At 59.1% G+C, this 447-nt stretch carries 1 protein-coding gene; it reads left to right on the top strand.

All coding sequences use genetic code 11. The annotated features are described in order from the left end of the window. Positions 1-447 (top strand): transposase family protein (locus HMPREF2526_RS09775; protein ID WP_148139566.1); only part of this gene is annotated, 447 nt, incomplete at both ends.

The raw sequence follows: 447 nt of genomic DNA, 5'->3' as shown, positions 1-447 counted from the left end.
CAGTAGCCGTTATCGGCGTGTGCCCGGACTGCGGGCAGCCAGGCAAGCTGCGCGACCACACCACTCGTCGACTCGTTGATCTTCCTGTCGTCGGATTCCCCACCAGGCTGCACGTAAAAGTCCCTAGATTCCAGTGCACAGCCACCTCATGTAAAAGGAAGATCTTCCAAGAATCTCTGGCTTGCGCGGATGACGGCGCCAAGCTCACCCACCGAGTCACCCGCTGGATCTTGCAGCGCCTTGCTATTGACCGGATGAGTGTGTCAGCTACCGCCAAAGCACTCGGCGTGGGCTGGGACCTGGTCAACCAGGTCGCACTGGATGCCTGCCGCCAGCTTGTCTACGGCGATCCCTGTCACCTAGACGGGGTTCGCATCCTCGGAGTCGATGAACATGTATGGAAACACACCCGTAAACCAGGCCAGGCATCAAACCTGGTGACCATAC

It is taken from the genome of Corynebacterium sp. HMSC070E08, assembly GCF_001808895.1.
GTDB lineage: Bacteria > Actinomycetota > Actinomycetes > Mycobacteriales > Mycobacteriaceae > Corynebacterium > Corynebacterium hiratae.
This window is presented reverse-complemented; position numbering and strand designations above follow the sequence as displayed.